This is a genomic window from Streptomyces sp. NPDC047974 (assembly GCF_040653375.1).
Taxonomy (GTDB): domain Bacteria; phylum Actinomycetota; class Actinomycetes; order Streptomycetales; family Streptomycetaceae; genus Streptomyces.
The window spans coordinates 1-17408 of the sequence record NZ_JBEZNU010000038.1 but is presented as its reverse complement, the minus strand read 5'-3'; the positions used below and the strand labels follow the sequence as shown (position 1 = coordinate 17408).

The window sequence follows — 17408 nt, the reverse complement described above, 5'->3', positions numbered from 1 at the left end:
CATGCCGCTGCTGGAACCGAACCCGCAGGCCCTCAGCCCGGGCCGGAAGCGGACCCCGGCTCCCGACCGGGTCCCGGACCTCCAGGCGCGGGGCACACCGCGGCGGCTGCGGGAGGAGCTGGCGGCGCTCCTCGGCGCGGAGAAGGTCCTGTCCGGCGTCTCCGACCTGGTGCGGTACGCCTCCGACGCCAGCCCGTACCGGTTCCTGCCGCAGGTGGTCGTGGTCGCCGAGGACGTCGACGACGTCTCGGCCGTGCTGTCCTACGCGCACGGCAAGGGCCGCGAGGTGGTCTTCCGGGCCGCCGGGACCAGTCTCAACGGGCAGGCACAGGGCGAGGACATCCTCGTCGACGTCCGCCGCCACTGGGTCGGCGTGGAGGTCCTGGACGGCGGCGCCCGCGCCCGGATCCGCCCCGGCACCACCGTCGTCCGCGCCAACGCGGCCCTCGCGCCGTACGGCAGGGTGCTCGGCCCCGACCCGGCGAGCGCGGTCGCCTGCACGATCGGCGGGGTCGTCGCCAACAACGCCTCCGGGATGACCGCCGGCACCACCCGGAACTCCTACCGGACGGTCGCCTCGCTCACCTTCGTGCTGCCGAGCGGCACGATCGTCGACACCGCCGACCCGGCCGCCGACGCGGAGCTCGCCCGGGCCGAGCCCCGCCTGTGCGCGGGGCTGCTCGCGCTGAAGGCCGAGATCGAGGCCGACGCGGAGCTGACGGACCGGATCCGCGCCAAGTACCGGATCAAGAACACCAACGGCTACCGCCTCGACGCCTTCCTGGACGGCACCTCTCCGGTGGAGATCCTGCGCGGCCTGATGGTCGGCTCGGAGGGCACCTTCGGCTTCCTCTCCGAGGTCGTCTTCGACACCCTGCCGCTCGACCGGCTGGTCTCCACCGCCCTGCTCTTCTTCCCCTCCCTGCCCGCCGCCGCGGCGGCCGTGCCGCGCTTCAACGAGGCCGGGGCGCTCGCCGTCGAGCTGATGGACGGCAACACCCTGCGGGCCTCGGTGAGCGTGCCCGGCGTCCCCGCCGACTGGGCGGAGCTGCCGAAGGACACCACGGCGCTGCTCGTCGAGTTCCGGGCGCCGGACGAGGCGGCGCTCGGTGCCTACGAGGAGGCGGCGGGCGAGGTCCTGGCCGGGCTCGGCCTGGTCGCCCCGGTGGCCTCCGTCGTCAACGCCTTCACCCGGGACGCGGGCACGATCGGCCGCTACTGGAAGGCCCGGAAGGCCTTCGTGACGGCCGTCGGCGGCTCCCGTCCCTCCGGCACGACCCTGATCACCGAGGACTTCGCGGTGCCGCCGGACCGGCTCGCCGAGGCCTGCGCCGAGCTGCTCGACCTGCAGGCCCGGCACGGCTTCGACGCCGCCGTCGCCGGTCACGCCGCCCACGGCAACCTCCACTTCCTGCTCGCCTTCGACGCCGCGGACCCCGCGGACGTCGAGCGGTACGCCTCCTTCATGGACGACTTCTGCAAGCTCACCGTGGAGCGGTTCGACGGCTCGCTGAAGGCCGAGCACGCCACCGGCCGCAACATCGCCCCCTTCCTGGAGCTGGAGTGGGGCCCGAAGGCGACCGAGCTGATGTGGCGGACGAAGGAACTCATCGACCCCGACGGGGTCCTCGCCCCCCGGATCGTCCTCGACCGCGACCCGCAGGCCCATCTGCGCGGCCTGAAGACCATCCCCTCCGTGGAGCGGATCGCCGACCCGTGCATCGAGTGCGGCTTCTGCGAACCGACGTGCCCCAGCCACGACCTGACGACCACGCCGCGCCAGCGGATCGTGCTGCGCCGGGAGATGCTGCGGCAGGCCGACGGCTCCCCCGTCGAGCAGCGGCTCCTGGAGGCGTACGGCTACGACGCCGTCGACACCTGCGCGGGCGACTCCACCTGCAAGCTGGCCTGCCCGGTCGGCATCGACACCGGCTCGCTGATGAAGGACTTCCGGCACGAGCGGCACTCCCCGCGCGAGGAGCGGATCGCCGCCCTCGCCGCCCGGCGCTTCCGGGCCGTGGAGGCCGCCGCGCGGCTCGCGGTGGGCGCCGCCGACCGCATCGGCGACGGCTTCCTGGAGCGGGTGACCGGCCTCGCCCGCAAGGCCGTCCGGCCCGACCTCGTCCCGGAGTGGCTGCCGGAGGTCCCCGGTGCGGCCCCCCGCCGGCTGCCCCGCACCCACCGCCCGGCGGCCGTCGCCGTCTACTACCCGGCCTGCGTCAACCGCATCTTCGGCAATCCGGACGGCGTCTCCGGCCCCTCCCTCCCCGAGGCCGTCGTCGCCGTCTCGGCCCGGGCCGGGAAGCCCGTGTGGATCCCCGACGACGTGGCCGGCACCTGCTGCGCCACGATCTGGCACTCCAAGGGGTACGAGCGGGGCAACGAGGTGATGGCCAACCGGATCGTCGAAGCCGCCTGGGGCTGGACCGCCGGCGGCCGGCTCCCGCTGGTCGTGGACGCCTCCTCCTGCACCCTCGGCATCGCCCACGAGGTCGTCCCGTACCTCACCGAGGACAACCGCGCCCTGCACGCCGAACTGACCGTGGTGGACTCCCTGGTGTGGGCCGCCGAGGAGCTCCTCCCCCGCCTGGAGGCCCGCCGGACCGTGGGCTCCGCGGTCGTCCACCCCACCTGTTCGATGCGGCACCTCGGGGACGCCGACCGGCTCACCGAACTCGCCGGGTTCTGCGCCGAGGAGGTCGTCGTGCCGGTCGACGCGGGCTGCTGCGCCTTCGCCGGCGACCGGGGCATGCTCCATCCGGAGCTGACGGCCTCGGCGACGGCCCGGGAGGCCGCGGAGGTCACCTCCCGCCCCTTCGACGCCCACCTCTCGGCCAACCGCATGTGCGAGATCGGCATGGACCGGGCCACCGGTCGCCGATACCGCTCGGCGCTGCTCGCCCTGGAAGAGGCGACCCGCCCCTGAGACCGCCGCCGACCGCCGAGAGCCCGTTCTCAGGTCCGTCCGTCAACCGCGACAGGGCCCCCCACCCCCACAGGTGAGGGGCCCTTCCCATGTTCGATTACCGGCCGTCCGGTGCCGCGCACCGGTGGAAGATCCGGAACAGTAAAGTCCAACGACCCGCCGCAGGAGTCCAAACAGGCATCCTTGCGCGCCACAGGTCACAGGGGCCAGGGTCCTGAGCGGGATTCATGAAACAGCCGCCCGGACAGCCTCTGGAGGTTCCATGAACGAGCAGTCACCCCACGACCCGAGCCGCCGATCGGTCCTCAGGACCACCGCGGGAGCCGCCGGCGCGAGCCTCGGCATCGGTGCCCTCGCCGCCGGCACCGCCCACGCCGCCGGACCGGCCGAGACCGCCCCCGACACACCCGCCACGGCCGGGACCGCCGCCGCGCCGACGCGCCAGGGCGCCACCATGGCCGGAGTCCCCTTCGAGGGCCGCTCCACCGTCCGGGTCGGCATCATCGGCCTCGGCAACCGCGGCAGCAGCATGATCGACAACTTCCTCGTCGTCCCGGGCGTCCGGGTGGTCGCCGTCTGCGACCCGGTGCGCGCCAAGGCCGAGCGGGCCGCCGCCAAGGTCACCGCCGCCGGGCAGCCGGCCCCCGCCGTCTACACCCACGGCGAGAACGACTACGAGAAGCTGTGCGCCCGCGCCGACCTCGACTTCGTGTACGTGGCCACGCCCTGGGAGCTGCACTTCCCGATGGCCAAGGCGGCGATGCTGAACGGCAAGCACGTCGGCGTCGAGTGTCCCGTCGCCATGGAGCTCCAGGAGCTGTGGGAGCTGGTGGACCTCTCCGAGCGGACCCGGCGCCACTGCATGCAGCTGGAGAACTGCTGCTACGGACGGAACGAGCTGCGGGTCCTGCGGATGGCGCACGCCGGGAAGTTCGGGCAGCTGCTGCACGGCGCCGGGGCGTACAACCACGACCTGCGCGGCCTGATGTTCTCGCCGACGTACTACGAGGGGCCCTGGCGGCGCCTGTGGCACACCCGGCTGCGCGGCGACCTCTACCCCAACCACGGCTTCGGCCCGGTCGCCAACTACATGGACGTCAACCGGGGCGACCGCGTGGTCAGCATCAGCAGCTTCGGGACCCCGGCCCTGGGGCTCGCCGAGTACCGCGCCGCCCACATGCCGGCCGGCGACCCGAGCTGGAAGGAGTCGTACATCGGGGCCGACCGGACCGTCAGCATGCTGCGGACCGCCAAGGGCCGGGTCATCCGGCTCGAACACGACGTGTCCACCCCGCATCCGTACAGCAGGATCAACAGCCTGGGCGGCACGAAGGGCGTCTTCGAGGACTACCCGGCCCGGATCTACATCGAGCCGGACCACACGGACGACCGGTGGGCCGACTTCTCCGCCTACGCCGACGAGTTCGACCACTGGCTGTGGAAGGAGCACGCCAACCCTCCGGGCGGGCACGGCGGCATGGACTACATCATGGTCTTCCGGCTGATGCAGTGCATGCGGCTGGGGCTCGTGCCCGACTTCGACGTCTACGACGCCGCGACGTGGACGGCCCCGGTGCCGCTGAGCCACGCCTCCGTCCGGGCGAACGGCGCACCGCAGCAGATCCCCGACTTCACGCGCGGCGAATGGCGCAAGGCCCGCTCGGGGATGGACTCGCCCCGGCCCGCCTGAGCCACCGGGCCACCCAGCCACATGGCTACGTCGCCGCGTAGCCACGGCAGGAAAATCGATTGCCCCTCTCCGGCGGAGGGGGCCAGGCTGGAACGGTTTCCCCGGCGGCGCCGTTCACCTCGGCGGCCCGCCCCCAGCCACCCCCGGAGACCGTGGGACGCCATGCAGATCCAAGACCTTCCCTACGCCGACCCGGGGGTGCCCGACGTCCGTTCGGGCACCCGCTTCCTGATCTGGCTGGGGCGCATGCAGCTCGGCGGGCAGGTGCGGTCCCTGCTGTGGGGACTGCTGCTCCAGCTGTCGATCGCCGGGCTGCCCGTCGGTGTCGGCATCGCCGTGCAGGCCGTCGTCGACGGCGACGGCGGCCGGCTCGCGGTCGGCTGCGGGGTGGTCGCGGCGCTCGGCGCCGGGATCGCCCTGGGCGACACCATGCTGCACCGCACCGCCGTCACCAACTGGATCACCGCCGCCGCGCGGGTCCAGCAGCTCCTCGCCCGCAGGACCGCCGAGCTCGGCTCGCTGCTGACCCGGCGGGTCGCGGCCGGCGAGGTCGTCTCCGTGTCGACGAGTGACGTCGAGAAGATCGGCTGGTTCGTCGAGGCGTTCTCCCGGTTCGCCGCCGCCGTCCTCACCCTCCTCGCCGTCTGCGTCGGACTCATCGTGTACGAGCCCGCCCTCGGCCTCGTCGTCGCGGTGGGCGTCCCGGCGCTCGCCCTGGCCGCGCTGCCGCTGCTGCCACGCGCCACCCGGCGGGCGGACGAGCAGCGCGAGAAGGCGGGCAAGGCCACCGAACTCGCCTCCGACACGGTCGCCGGACTGCGCGTGCTGCGCGGCATCGGCGGCGAGGAGCTGTTCCTCGGCCGCTACCGGACCGCCTCGCAGGAGGTCCGCCGCGCGGCCGTGCGCAGCGCCCGGATGTGGGCGCTGATCGCCGCCGTCCAGGTGCTCCTGCCGGGGCTGCTGCTCATCGCCGTGGTGGCGTACGGGGCGGGGCTCGCGCTCGACGGCCGGATCACGGTCGGTGCGCTGGTCACCGTCTACGGCGCGGTGGCGCTCACCCACCACCCGCTGCGGAACGTGGAGGAGATCGCGATGGCGTACGCCTTCTCCCGGCCCTCCGCGAAGCGCGCCGCGCGGGTGCTCGCGCTCACCCGGGCGACCGAACCGGCCGGGGACTCCCGGGACCGGCGGGCGGCCGGTGACCTGTACGACCCGGTGAGCGGACTCATCGCGCCCGCCGGGCAGTTCACGGCCGTGGTGTGCGGTGACCCGGACGCGGCCGGGCGGCTCGCGGAGCGGCTCGGCGGGCATCCGGCCGAACCGGGCGACGACCACGTCTCCGTGCGCCTCGGCGGGGTGCCGCTCGACGAACTGTCGCTGGACGCGGCCCGGACGGCCGTCCTGGTCCAGGACAAGGAGCCGGTCCTGCTGTCGGGCACTCTCCACGAGCTGCTCGACGTGCCGTCGTCCGGCGCGGTCCGGCCGGAGGAGGCGCTCGCCGCCGCCCAGTGCGGGGACGTCCTCGACGCGCTCGCGCAGGCCTCGGTGGACGCCGACGGCGACCCGATGCGGACCCGGATCACCGAGCGGGGCCGCTCGCTCTCCGGTGGCCAGCGGCAGCGTCTCGCGCTGGCCCGCTCGCTGGCGACCGACCCGGAGGTGCTCGTCCTGGACGAGCCGACCTCGGCGGTCGACTCGCACACCGAGGCGCGGGTCGCGGCCGGCGTGCGCAAGCTGCGCGCGGGCGGCACCACCGTGGTGCTGTCCTCCTCCCCGCTGCTCCTGGACCTGGCGGACCGGGTGGTCCTGGTCCACGAGGGCCGGGCCGTCGCCCACGGCACCCACCGCGAACTGCTCTCCGACGAGCCGCGCTACCGGGCGGTCGTCACCCGGGAGACGGACGACGAGACGCACCACGAGACGGACGACGAGACGGATTCCGCGCTCGCCGCGACGACCGCGGCCGGACGCGAAGCCCTGGAAGGGGAGACGGCATGATCGGCCTGGCGCCGCCCTCGTACGACCCGGCGGCCCCGACGACCGCCACCACCCTGCCGGTCGCCGCCGCCGCGACCGTGCGGGCCTATGTCCGCGAACTGCTGCGCCGGCACCGCACGGCGTTCGCGCTGCTCGTCGGCGTGAACGCGGTGGCCGTGACCGCCTCCATGGTGGGGCCGTACGTGCTCGGCCAAGTGGTGGACCGGCTCGCCGAGGGCGCCCGGGAGCTCCGTCTGGGGCCCGCGGTGGCGCTGTTCGCCGTCGCGCTCGCCGTGCAGGCGGTCTTCGTGCGCCTGGTCCGGCTGCGCGGGGCCATGCTCGGCGAGGAGATGCTCGCCGACCTCCGGGAGGACTTCCTGGTCCGCGCGGTCGGGCTGCCGCCGGGCGTCCTGGAGCGGGCGGGCACCGGCGATCTGCTCTCCCGGATCACCACCGACGTGGACCGGCTGGCCAACGCGATGCGCGAGGCCGTGCCGCAGCTCGTCATCGGCGTGGTCTGGGCGGGGTTGCTGATCGGCGGGCTCGCGTTCACCGCGCCGCCGCTCGCGCTGGCCGTGGTGATCGCCGCGCCGCTGCTGATCGCGGGCTGCCGCTGGTACTTCAAGCGGGCGCCGTCCGCGTACCGTTCGGAGGCGGCGGGGTACGCGGCGGTGGCGGCCGCGCTGGCCGAGACGGTCGACGCGGGCCGCACGGTCGAGGCGCACCGGCTCGGCGCGCGCCGGGTCGCGCTCTCGGACCGGCGGGTCCACGAGTGGACCCGATGGGAGCGGTACACGCTCTACCTGCGGGCGGTGCTGTTCCCGGTGGTCAACCTCACGCACACGCTGGTGCTGTGCGGGGTCCTCGCCATCGGCGGCTACTGCGTCGTCCGGGGCTGGATGGACGTCGGGCAGCTCACGACGGGCGCGCTCCTCGCCCAGATGCTGGTGGACCCGATCGGGATCGTGCTGCGCTGGTACGACGAGCTGCAGGTGGCGCAGGTGTCGCTGGCCCGGCTCGTGGGCGTGCGGGACATCGAGCCGGAGCCCGGCGACGCGTCGGTGCGGCCCGAGGGGCGGGCGGTCGAGGCGGCCGACGTGCGCTTCGGGTACCGGGAGGGCGTGGACGTCCTGCACGGGGTGTCCCTGGCGGTGGCGCCGGGCACCCGGCTCGCGCTGGTCGGCCCGTCGGGGGCGGGCAAGTCGACGCTGGGCCGGCTCCTCGCGGGCATCTACGGCCCGCGCGCCGGAGAGGTCACCCTCGGCGGTGCCGAGCTGGCCCGGATGCCGGCCGAGCGGGTCCGCGAGCACGTGGCGCTGGTCAATCAGGAGCACCACGTCTTCGTGGGCACGCTCCGCGACAACCTGCTGCTCGCCCGCCCGGAGGCCGGGGACCCGGAGCTGTGGTCGGCGCTCACGGCGGTGGACGCGGAGGGCTGGGCGCGGGCGCTCGACGCGGGCCTGGACACCGAGGTCGGTTCGGGCGGCCGGGCGCTGACCCCGGCGCAGGCCCAGCAGATCGCGCTGGCCCGGCTGGTCCTCGCCGATCCGCACACGCTGGTCCTGGACGAGGCGACCTCGCTGCTCGACCCGCGCGCGGCCCGTCATCTGGAGCGCTCCCTGGGGCGGGTCCTGGACGGGCGGACGGTGGTGGCGATCGCCCACCGCCTGCACACCGCGCACGACGCCGATCTGATCGCGGTGGTCGAGGACGGCCGGATCAGCGAGCTGGGCCACCACCACGACCTGGTCGCGGCGGACGGCGCGTACGCGGCGCTGTGGCGGTCCTGGCACGGCTGAGCCGTGCCGGGGCCCTCCCCGGGCGCCCCGCGGGGGTCAGGAGAAGGTGAGGACCGCCTTGCCGTGGAGGTCCCCGGCGCGCAGGGCGGCGACGGCGTCCGCGGCGGCGCTCCAGTCGCCGCGCCAGGCGACGCCGGGGTCGAGCTCGCCGGCCGCGACGCGGTGGGCGAGCCGGCCCAGGTCGCGGTCGAGTCCGGTGCAGCCGAGCAGGAAGAAGGTGACGAGGGAGCGGTCGTGCCGTCCCTGGTCGCCGAAGAGCGCCCCGAAGGGGAAGTCCTCGCCGCGCCCCGCGGCGTGACCGACGGCGACGAGCGTGCCGCCCTCGCGGAGCGTCCCGTACGCCTCGACGAGCCGGGCGCCGCCGACGAGGTCGAGCACGCCGTCCACCGGCCGTGCGGCCTCCTTCGGGGTGGCGACCACCTCGTGCGCGCCGAGGCGGCGCAGCAGGTCGCCGTGGGCGTCCGGGTCGCCCGTGCAGGCGACGACGTGCGCGCCGGCGGCGCGGGCGAGCTGGACGGCGTACCGGCCGACGCCGCCGGTGGCCCCGGTGACGAGGACGTCCCGTTCGAGCAGGGGGCCGAGCCGGTGGAGGGCGCGCAGGGCGCTGGTGGCGGCGACGGGGACCGTGGCCAGGGCGGCGGGGTCCGCTCCGGCGGGCGCGGTTCCGATCAGGGTGGTGTCGACGGCCCGCAGTTCGGCCCAGGCCCCGTCCCCCATGAGGGTCACGACGGGTGTCCCGGCGGCCGGTCCCGTGCCGTCGGCGGCGGCCCGTTCCACCACTCCGGCGCCGTCCCAGCCGAGGACCGTGCCCGGGGGCGCGGCGTCCAGCGCGAAGGCGATCTCGCCCGCGTTGAGGGAGGTCGCGGTGGTGCGGACGAGTGCCTGGTGGGGTGCGGGGACCGGGTCGGGGGCGGTACCGAGGCGGAGGCCGCCGGGGGCCGAGGGGTCGACGAGAAGCGCGCGCATGGGTGTCCTCCATCGAGCATGGACATCGAAGTGCCACTGAGTGGCATAAGCCTATAGGGGGCGTTTGCCGCTCCACTACAGTGGGCCCGATGACGGCCGAGATCCCTCCCTCGCTCCCGCTGCGGGAACGCAAGAAGCTGCGCACCCGGCAGACCCTGGTCACCACCGCGCTCGAACGCTTCGGCACGCACGGCTTCGACGGCGTGACGCTCGACGGGCTCTGCGACGCGGCCGAGGTGTCGAAGCGGACCTTCTTCCGCTACTTCGACAGCAAGGAGGACGTGGCCATGGCCCCCACCCAGGACCTGTGGACCGCGTTCCTCGACGTCCTGGACACCGCCCCGGAGGACGGCCCGGAGGCCCGGCGGCCGCTCCTCGCCCTGCTCGCCGACCGCCTCGCCGAGGCGATCGCCCGGATGCCCGCCGACGGCTGGCCCGAGCGCGCCCTGGCGAGCCGCCGGCTCGCCGCGCACACGCCGTCGATGGACGCCCACGGTCTCGCGTTCTGCGACCGCACCACCCGCGCCGCGCTGCTCGTGCTCGACCGCCGCTTCGCCCTCGACGGTCCCGGCACCCTCCGCGCCCGGCTGGCGCTCGACATGCTCGTCTCGGCCTTCCACCAGGCCCTTGAGACCTGGGTGGCACAGCCGGCCGGCCACACCGCGGAGGACCTGACGCGCCGCCTGCGCGCGGTCGCGGCGGAGCTGCCGCACGCGGTCACCGCGACGGCCGCCCCGCGCCCCTGAGCCGTACGGATACGGGGAGGGGCCGCACCGGATCCCTCCGGTGCGGCCCCTCCCCGTATCCGTACGGCTAGAAGAACCCGAGCGCCGAGGCTCCGCCGACGCCTCCGAGGACCATGAAGGCCGGCATGAGGACCTTCAGCTCGACCCAGCTGCCGGCCCGGAAGCGCATGCCCTTGGGCGGGCCGATCGGGTACCAGCGCTTGCGGCCGATGGGGATCGGCCACAGGATCGGGCAGCCGGAGACGGTGAGGGCGTCGCCGACGTCGTGGACGAGGGCGCCCAGCACGATCGGCAGGCCCAGCCACAGGTACTCCTGGCCCGCGCCGGTGAAGAGCCAGTCCGAGCCGTTGCCCGGCTGGTCGAGCACGCCCGCGAGGATCCAGGCACTGGTCGCGCCGAGCAGCCACACCAGGACGTCGCTGGACATCCGGGCGGCCCGCCACAGCAGGCCCTCGACCGCCAGCACGAGGTGGACGAAGAGGATCGCGAGGACCGCCCAGCGCCCGCCGGTGACGGCCGCCACCGAGCAGCCGCCGCCGATGAGCACCGCCCACAGCCAGGTGTGGGTGAGGGTGCGGTGGCCGCCCGAACGGCGCGGGTCCTGGGGGCTGCGGGTCGCCTTGTACACGGCGTACGACAGCTTGTCGACGATCTCGCACAGCCCCCGCGAGACGGGGCCGAAGGCGCGCGAGATGGTCGCCGACTTGTGGTCGAGGTCGGGGGCGAGGGCCGCGCCCGCGCACAGCAGCGCGCCGACGAGCAGCACCGGCCACGGCATCGGGTGGTCGAAGGCGGCCGCGGCGGCTCCCACGCCCAGCCAGGCCGCCGCGCCGGACAGCGAGTGCGCCGGTCCCATCATGGTCGGTGTCGCCCCGTTTCTCCCCTGCCGGCGCCGAGTTGACGACCGGTCGACGGATCAGCCTATCGGGCGTGATCTTCGAGTCCGGCAGCCGGTTCCCTCATCCGAGCGGAATGCAGGCAAGATGGGAGCGTGACCCTTATCGATCAGCTGCCGCCGACCGCCGACCCCGATGCCCTCTTCGAGGCCTTCTCCGCCTGGGCCGAGGAGCGCGGCATCTCGCTCTACCCGGCGCAGGAGGAGGCGCTGATCGAGGTGGTCTCGGGGGCGAACGTCATCCTGTCGACCCCCACCGGGTCCGGGAAGTCGCTGGTGGCCGCGGGCGCGCACTTCACCGCGCTCGCCAACGACCAGGTCACCTTCTACACGGCCCCGATCAAGGCGCTGGTGTCGGAGAAGTTCTTCGACCTGTGCAAGATCTTCGGCACCGAGAACGTCGGCATGCTGACCGGCGACGCGTCCGTGAACGCGGACGCGCCCGTCATCTGCTGCACGGCCGAGGTGCTGGCCTCGATCGCGCTGCGCGACGGCAAGGACGCCGACATCGGCCAGGTCGTCATGGACGAGTTCCACTTCTACGCCGAGGCGGACCGGGGCTGGGCCTGGCAGATCCCGCTGCTCGAACTCCCCCAGGCGCAGTTCGTGCTGATGTCGGCGACGCTCGGCGACGTGTCGATGTTCGAGAAGGACCTGACCCGGCGCACGGGCCGGCCGACCTCGGTGGTCCGCTCGGCGACCCGGCCGGTGCCGCTCTCGTACGAGTACCGGCTCACGCCCATCACCGACACGCTGACCGAGCTCCTGGAGACCAAGCAGGCGCCCGTCTACATCGTGCACTTCACGCAGGCGCAGGCCGTCGAGCGGGCGCAGTCGCTGATGAGCATCAACATGTGCACGCGCGAGGAGAAGGACAAGATCGCCGAGCTGATCGGCAACTTCCGCTTCACCACCAAGTTCGGCCAGAACCTCTCCCGGTACGTCCGCCACGGCATCGGCGTGCACCACGCCGGCATGCTGCCGAAGTACCGGCGGCTCGTGGAGAAGCTGGCGCAGGCCGGTCTGCTCAAGGTGATCTGCGGGACGGACACCCTCGGCGTCGGCGTGAACGTGCCGATCCGCACGGTGCTCTTCACCGCCCTCACCAAGTACGACGGCAACCGCGTGCGCACCCTGCGCGCCCGCGAGTTCCACCAGATCGCCGGCCGGGCCGGCCGGGCCGGCTTCGACACCGCCGGCTTCGTGGTGGCGCAGGCCCCCGAGCACGTCATCGAGAACGAGAAGGCGCTGTCGAAGGCGGGCGACGACCCGAAGAAGCGCCGCAAGGTGGTCCGCAAGAAGGCCCCCGAGGGCTTCGTCGCCTGGAGCGACACCACCTTCGAGAAGCTGCAGACCGCCGAGCCGGAGCCGCTGACCTCCCGCTTCAAGGTCACCAACATCATGCTGCTCTCGGTGATCGCCCGCCCCGGGAACGCCTTCGAGGCGATGCGCAAGCTCCTGGAGGACAACCACGAGCCGCGCCGCAACCAGCTGCGGCACATCCGCCGGGCCATCGCCATCTACCGCTCGCTGCTCGACGGCGGGGTCGTGGAGCAGCTGGACACCCCGGACGCCGAGGGCCGCCACATCCGGCTCACCGTCGACCTCCAGCAGGACTTCGCGCTGAACCAGCCGCTGTCGACCTTCGCCCTCGCCGCCTTCGACCTGCTCGACCCCGAGTCGCCGTCGTACGCCCTCGACATGGTCTCGGTCGTGGAGTCGACGCTCGACGACCCGCGCCAGATCCTCGCCGCCATGCAGAACAAGGCGCGCGGCGAGGCCGTCGGTCAGATGAAGGCGGACGGCGTCGAGTACGAGGAGCGGATGGAGCGGCTCCAGGACATCTCGTACCCGAAGCCGCTGGAGGAGCTGCTCTGGCACGCGTACAACGTCTACCGGAAGTCGCACCCGTGGGTCGGCGACCACCCGGTGTCCCCGAAGTCCGTCATCCGTGACATGTACGAACGGGCCATGACCTTCACGGAGTTCACCTCCCACTACGAGCTGGCGCGCACCGAGGGCATCGTGCTGCGCTACCTGGCGAGCGCGTACAAGGCGCTCGACCACACCATCCCGGACGACCTGAAGACGGACGACCTGGAGGACCTCATCGCCTGGCTGGGCGAGATGGTGCGCCAGGTGGACTCCTCGCTGCTCGACGAGTGGGAGCAGCTCGCCAACCCGGAGGTCCAGACCGCCGAGGAGGCGCAGGAGAAGGCCGACCAGGTCAAGCCGGTCACGGCGAACGCCCGCGCCTTCCGCGTCCTGGTGCGCAACGCGATGTTCCGGCGCGTGGAGCTGGCGGCGCTCGACAAGGTCGGCGAGCTGGGCGAGATGGACGCCGACTCCGGCTGGGACGCGGACGCGTGGGGCGAGGCGATGGACGCGTACTGGGACGAGTACGACGACCTGGGCACCGGACCGGACGCGCGCGGCCCGAAGCTGCTCGCCATCGAGGAGGACGCGGCGCACGGCCTGTGGCGCGTCCGCCAGACCTTCGCCGACCCGAACGGCGACCATGACTGGGGCATCGGCGCGGAGGTGGACCTGGCGGCCTCCGACGAGGAGGGCCGGGCGGTCGTCCGCGTGACGTCGGTCGGACAGCTGTAGAGGAGTTCCGTGGTGACGAATCCCGCCGAGAGGCTCGTGGACCTGCTCGACCTGGAGCAGATCGAGGTGAACATCTTCCGCGGCCGCAGCCCGCAGGAGTCGCTGCAGCGGGTCTTCGGCGGGCAGGTCGCCGGGCAGGCCCTGGTGGCGGCCGGGCGGACCGTGGACGCGGACCGGCCGGTGCACTCGCTGCACGCCTACTTCCTGCGGCCGGGCCGCCCGGGCGTGCCGATCGTCTACCAGGTGGAGCGGGTCAGGGACGGCCGCTCGTTCACCACCCGGCGCGTCACGGCGGTCCAGGAGGGGCGGACGATCTTCAACCTGACGGCCTCCTTCCACCTGCCGGAGGAGGCGGGCTTCGAGCACCAGCTGCCGCCCCGGCACCTGGTGGACCCGGAGAGCCTGCCGAGGCTCGCGGACGAGGTCCGCGACCACCTCGGAGGGCTGCCGGAGTCGATGGAGCGGATGGCTCGGCGCATGCCCTTCGACATCCGGTACGTCGACCGGCTGCGCTGGACGAAGGACGAGGTCAAGGGCGCGGATCCGCGCAGCGCGGTGTGGATGCGGGCCGTCGGCCCGCTGGGGGACGACCCGCTGGTGCACACCTGCGCGGTGACGTACGCCTCCGACATGACCTTGCTCGACGCCGTACGCATCCCCATCGAGCCGCTCTGGGGTCCGCGAGGCTTCGACATGGCGTCCCTGGACCACGCGATGTGGTTCCACCGCCCGTTCCGGGCCGACGAGTGGTTCCTGTACGAGCAGGAGTCCCCGGTCGCGACCGGCGGCCGGGGACTGGCCCGGGGCCGGATCTACGACCGGGAGGGCCGGATGCTCGTCTCGGTGGTCCAGGAGGGCCTGTTCCGCTCCCTGGGCTGACCGGTCACTCGTACTCGGTGCCGCCCTTGCGGGTCAGGTACGCCGGGCTGACCGCCTTGGCGACGGCCCGGCCGCCCGTGACCGGGCTGTACCGCTCCACGGCCGGCCGGACCACGACGCCCTCCCGCAGGTGGGCGGCGCGCCCGGAGACGGTCTCGGTGCCGCTCGCGTGGGCGAGGACGGTGTCCAGGTCGTACGGACCCTCGTACAGGCGCGGGACGAGGGGGACCTCGCCCGGCTCCAGGACCTCGGCCGGGTCGAGCCAGCGGACCTGGCCGTCGATCTCGGCGGAGACGTCGAACAGCGCGTAGCCGATCGCCTCGCGGCGGGCGTCGGCGCCGTACGCCAGGTCCTGGACGCCGGAGCCGTACACCTCTCCGAAGAAGCCGACCCGGGTCGCCCCGAGGCGGGCGGCGAGCCGCTCGGCGACGGCGGGCAGGCCGTGCGCGTGGACGGCCCGCCAGTACAGGTTGCGCGGGTCCTCCTGGAGGGCGAGCCCCTTGGCGCCGAAGCCCTTGGAGGACACGTACGCCCGGCCCTCCCCCACGACGTGCGTGAGCAGACAGGCCGTGCCGTGGATCTTCTCGGTGAGGACGACCGGCTCGCCGGGCTCGAAGATGCCCGGATAGCGGTGCAGGTTCTCGATGTCGACCCACGGCAGCAGCTCGGGCGCCGCCTCCACGTCGCCGCTCATGGTCGGCGGGACCGGCGGCACCCACTTGGAGATCCCGAGCGCCTCCGCGAAGTCGGTTCCGTCGGCGGCGGCCCGGTCCAGGTCGACCCCGGCGAGCGCGCCCGGCCGGCAGACGATCCCCTGCGACAGCTCCCCGCGCAGCCGTACCGCCTTCACCCGGTCCGAGGCCTTCCCGGCGAGCCGTCCGGTCAGCCCCAGCTCGTCGACGAGCGCGGCGGGCAGCACGGCCTGCTCCGGGATGTAGACGGCGGTGTCGCCGGTCCGGTAGGCGCCCTTGGCGACGACGGCGCGGTAGAGGCCGACCTGGGCCAGTTCGAGGGCGTCGGCATTGGGGTGGGGATGGACGGTGAGGACTTCGGCGGTGACGCGCAGGGTGGACATGGTTCAGGACTCCGGTCGTTCGGCTGGCTCGGGTTTCGGTCTCATCGCGGCCCACCCTGACGGACCGTGAAATCCCTGCCCACCGCTTTTGCCGGCTGGTATCGTCGCGATCTTCGCCGGGCGCCGCCCCGGACGGAGTCCCGTCAGGACCACACCGTGGCCTCTCCCGCGCTGACCGCGGCCCTCCGTCGCGTCGACTCCGTCTTCGGCGGCATGACCGCTCCCGCCGACGGGTGCCTCCACTGTTACGGGGCGGAGGAGCTGGCGCTCCTCGCGATACCCCGGGCGCCGCTGGGCGACGATCTGGCACGCCTGTTCTTCCACGAGGTGCCCGACCACTTCGGCGACCACCCGGCGGTGGTGCGGCGGGTGCTGCCGGAGTTCCTCGGCTATCTCGCGGACGGCCGGTTCTCCGGCATGGGGTACGCCCCCGCCGGTCTCGGCCGGGTGCGGTGGCGGGAGTGGCCCGCCGAGCAGGCCGGGGCGATCGCCGGTTTCCTCGACGTGTGGTGGCGGGAGACGCTCGCCGATCCCGCGCCCCCGTACGGGGTGGGGGCGGTGTGGGAGCTGTGCGTCGAGATCCACCAGTCGCTCGCGCCCGTGCTCGACGTCTGGGCCGCCGCGCCCCGGGGCGGGACGGCGGACCGGCATCTCGCCGACTGGGTGGCGTACCGGATCGAGGACCTGCTCAACGACGACTCGTGCCTCCTGCCCTGGTACGTGGACATGGACGGCGTCCTCCTGCCCGAGCTCCAGGCCTGGCTCGTCGAGCACGCCCCGGCCCGGCTCGCCGGCCACCCCGACCCGCTGCTCGCCCGCAAGGTCGCGCTGCTGGCGCTCGGGGAGGAGGAGCGGTGGCCGGCGTACTCGGAGCTGGTCGCCGGCGCCGGCTAGGCCGGTTCTTCCGGATCACGCCGCGAGCCCGGCATGATCCGGAAGGGACGGCCTAGGGGTCCAGGCCCGGCAGCGGGTCCTGGTCGACCTCGTGGCGGCGGGTGCGGATGTCGGGGGCCGGGGGATGGAGCTTGGCGTCGCAGGTGGGGCCGAGGCCGGTGCGACGGGAGTCGGCGCCGGTCAGCGGGCGGCCGCAGAGACGGCAGCGGACCGGGCGCCGCGACGCGCCGGTCGCGGAATCGACCGCGATTGCCAGCGGTTCTTCACTCATGTTGTCATCTCACCCTAGTCTCGACGAGGAGCTCCCCCATGAGTCTGTACGACATCCCGCTGAAGAACCTGGCCGGCGAACCGGTCTCCCTGGCCGACTACCGGGACAAGGCCGTGCTGGTCGTGAACGTGGCGTCCAAGTGCGGCCTCACCCCGCAGTACGAGGGCCTGGAGCGGCTGCAGAAGACGTACGGCGAGCGCGGTCTCACCGTCGTCGGCGTGCCCTGCAACCAGTTCCTCGGGCAGGAGCCGGGCTCGGCGGAGGAGATCCTGTCGTTCTGCTCGACGACGTACGGCGTGACCTTCCCGCTCCTGGAGAAGACCGAGGTCAACGGCGACGGCCGGCACCCGCTGTACACCGAGCTGACGCAGGTCGCCGACGGCGCGGGCGAGGCCGGTGACGTGCAGTGGAACTTCGAGAAGTTCCTGATCTCCGCCGACGGCGCCGTGACCCGTTTCCGTCCGCGCACCGAGCCGGAGGCCCCCGAGGTCGTCGCGGCCATCGAGGCGCTCCTCGTCTGAGGCCGCGCCCAGGGGCCGCGCCGGGCGGCCGACCATCTGGAGGTTCTCGCGGCCGGTGAGGTACTCGTCGACGGCGGCGAACTGGCCGGAGCCCGACCGGGCCGTCCTGGCTCAACCTGATGGAGCGACGGTTCGCCGAGCTGACGAACAAGCGGATAC

13 protein-coding genes are annotated in these 17408 nt (G+C 73.6%); 9 read left to right on the top strand and 4 right to left on the bottom strand.

What is annotated here, in order from left to right; genetic code table 11:
- Position 1 precedes the first annotated feature (1 nt).
- The 4 genes from AB0E19_RS33900 (at position 2) to AB0E19_RS33885 (ending at position 8392) form a co-directional block, all read left to right on the top strand.
- Positions 2–2926 (top strand): FAD-binding and (Fe-S)-binding domain-containing protein, encoded by a 2925-nt coding sequence (locus AB0E19_RS33900; RefSeq protein ID WP_362187345.1) that lies wholly within the window; start codon positions 2–4, stop codon positions 2924–2926.
- A 262-nt stretch (positions 2927–3188) separates the two neighbouring features.
- Complete coding sequence (locus tag AB0E19_RS33895) at positions 3189–4616, top strand: Gfo/Idh/MocA family oxidoreductase (RefSeq protein WP_362187342.1); 1428 nt, start codon at positions 3189–3191, stop codon at positions 4614–4616.
- A gap of 162 nt (positions 4617–4778) precedes the next feature.
- Positions 4779–6614, top strand: coding sequence for an ABC transporter ATP-binding protein (locus tag AB0E19_RS33890; RefSeq protein WP_362187339.1), 1836 nt, complete (start codon positions 4779–4781; stop codon positions 6612–6614).
- Positions 6611–8392 (top strand): ABC transporter ATP-binding protein, encoded by a 1782-nt coding sequence (locus AB0E19_RS33885; RefSeq protein ID WP_362187336.1) that lies wholly within the window; start codon positions 6611–6613, stop codon positions 8390–8392. Before AB0E19_RS33890 ends, AB0E19_RS33885 begins: the two co-directional genes overlap by 4 nt.
- Positions 8393–8428: 36 nt before the next feature.
- Here AB0E19_RS33885 and AB0E19_RS33880 read toward each other — a convergent pair whose 3' ends face one another.
- Entirely contained in the window at positions 8429–9358 is a 930-nt protein-coding gene (locus AB0E19_RS33880; protein WP_362187333.1) for a zinc-binding dehydrogenase, read from the bottom strand.
- Between the two features lie 89 nt (positions 9359–9447).
- Between AB0E19_RS33880 and AB0E19_RS33875 the strand changes: the two genes are divergently transcribed.
- A complete protein-coding gene (locus AB0E19_RS33875) occupies positions 9448–10104 on the top strand; it encodes a TetR family transcriptional regulator (protein WP_362187330.1) in 657 nt (218 codons plus the stop codon).
- Positions 10105–10171: 67 nt separating this feature from the next.
- On the opposite strand, the gene AB0E19_RS33870 is transcribed toward AB0E19_RS33875, so the two are convergent.
- Positions 10172–10963, bottom strand: a complete 792-nt coding sequence (locus tag AB0E19_RS33870) for a metal-dependent hydrolase (RefSeq protein WP_360606662.1) — start codon at positions 10961–10963, stop codon at positions 10172–10174.
- Positions 10964–11095: 132 nt separating this feature from the next.
- On the opposite strand from AB0E19_RS33870, the gene AB0E19_RS33865 reads away from it, so the two are divergent.
- Together AB0E19_RS33865 and AB0E19_RS33860 are read left to right on the top strand one after the other, a co-directional pair.
- Positions 11096–13609 (top strand): DUF3516 domain-containing protein, encoded by a 2514-nt coding sequence (locus AB0E19_RS33865; protein ID WP_362187326.1) that lies wholly within the window; start codon positions 11096–11098, stop codon positions 13607–13609.
- Between the two features lie 12 nt (positions 13610–13621).
- Positions 13622–14488 (top strand): acyl-CoA thioesterase II, encoded by an 867-nt coding sequence (locus AB0E19_RS33860; protein ID WP_362187323.1) that lies wholly within the window; start codon positions 13622–13624, stop codon positions 14486–14488.
- A 4-nt stretch (positions 14489–14492) separates the two neighbouring features.
- Here the strand turns inward: AB0E19_RS33860 and AB0E19_RS33855 are convergent, their stop codons facing one another.
- Entirely contained in the window at positions 14493–15563 is a 1071-nt protein-coding gene (locus AB0E19_RS33855; protein WP_362187320.1) for an RNA ligase (ATP), read from the bottom strand.
- 156 nt (positions 15564–15719) lie between these two features.
- Between AB0E19_RS33855 and AB0E19_RS33850 the strand changes: the two genes are divergently transcribed.
- Positions 15720–16457 carry a hypothetical protein gene (locus AB0E19_RS33850; RefSeq protein ID WP_362187317.1) on the top strand — a complete coding sequence of 246 codons (738 nt, stop codon included), beginning with the start codon at positions 15720–15722 and terminating at the stop codon, positions 16455–16457.
- A gap of 52 nt (positions 16458–16509) precedes the next feature.
- Here the strand turns inward: AB0E19_RS33850 and AB0E19_RS33845 are convergent, their stop codons facing one another.
- Positions 16510–16728: a DUF6011 domain-containing protein gene (locus AB0E19_RS33845; RefSeq protein ID WP_360606672.1), complete on the bottom strand. Its 219-nt coding sequence runs from the start codon at positions 16726–16728 to the stop codon at positions 16510–16512.
- A 38-nt stretch (positions 16729–16766) separates the two neighbouring features.
- Here AB0E19_RS33845 and AB0E19_RS33840 point away from each other — a divergent pair, with 38 nt between their 5' ends.
- Positions 16767–17249, top strand: coding sequence for a glutathione peroxidase (locus tag AB0E19_RS33840; RefSeq protein ID WP_362187313.1), 483 nt, complete (start codon positions 16767–16769; stop codon positions 17247–17249).
- Positions 17250–17408: the final 159 nt, after the last annotated feature.